The organism is Enterobacter cloacae complex sp. I2 (genome assembly GCF_014896205.1).
Taxonomy (GTDB): domain Bacteria; phylum Pseudomonadota; class Gammaproteobacteria; order Enterobacterales; family Enterobacteriaceae; genus Enterobacter; species Enterobacter quasihormaechei.
In genome coordinates this window covers 1-1,091 of sequence record NZ_JADBRA010000046.1, presented here as the reverse complement: position 1 = coordinate 1,091, position 1,091 = coordinate 1, and the positions used below count along the sequence as shown (strand labels likewise).

The following is a 1,091-nucleotide window of genomic DNA, read 5'->3' as shown; positions in this document are numbered from 1 at the left end:
AGAACTTTAGCAACAACGCCCGCGCCAACGGTACGGCCGCCTTCACGGATTGCGAAACGCAGACCGTCGTCCATCGCGATTGGGTGGATCAGAGTCACAACCATCTTGATGTTGTCGCCTGGCATTACCATCTCTACGCCTTCTGGCAGTTCGATGGTACCGGTCACGTCAGTTGTACGGAAGTAGAACTGTGGACGGTAGCCTTTGAAGAACGGAGTATGACGGCCGCCTTCGTCTTTGGACAGAATGTACACTTCAGATTCGAACTTGGTGTGTGGCTTGATTGAGCCTGGCTTCGCCAGAACCTGACCACGTTCGATTTCTTCACGTTTGATACCACGCAGCAGAACACCAACGTTCTCACCAGCACGGCCTTCGTCCAGCAGTTTGCGGAACATTTCAACGCCAGTACAGGTAGACTTCGCAGTCTCTTTGATACCAACGATTTCAACTTCTTCACCAACTTTGATGATACCGCGCTCTACACGACCGGTAACAACGGTACCACGACCGGAGATGGAGAATACGTCTTCGATTGGCAGCAGGAATGGCTTGTCAATCGCACGCTCTGGTTCTGGGATGTAAGAATCCAGGTAGCCAGCCAGTTCGATGATTTTCTCTTCCCACTCTGCTTCGCCTTCCAGCGCTTTCAGCGCGGAACCACGAACGATTGGAGTGTCGTCGCCTGGGAAATCGTACTGAGACAGCAGTTCACGAACTTCCATCTCTACCAGTTCCAGCAGCTCTTCGTCATCAACCATGTCGCACTTGTTCAGGAACACGATGATGAAAGGAACGCCTACCTGACGACCCAGCAGGATGTGCTCACGGGTCTGAGGCATAGGGCCGTCAGTCGCAGCAACAACCAGGATCGCGCCGTCCATCTGCGCAGCACCGGTGATCATGTTTTTAACATAGTCGGCGTGGCCTGGGCAGTCTACGTGTGCGTAGTGGCGAGTCGGGGTGTCATACTCAACGTGAGAGGTGTTGATGGTGATACCACGAGCTTTTTCTTCTGGTGCGTTATCGATCTGGTCGAAAGCACGAGCAGCACCGCCGTAGGTTTTAGCCAGTACGGTAGTGATTGCAGC

General features: G+C 53.3%; 1 protein-coding gene. It reads right to left on the bottom strand.

The window, feature by feature from the left end:
• Nucleotides 1-1,091: elongation factor Tu (tuf, locus tag IM300_RS22515; protein ID WP_048338920.1), on the bottom strand; the 1,091-nt coding region annotated here is incomplete at both ends.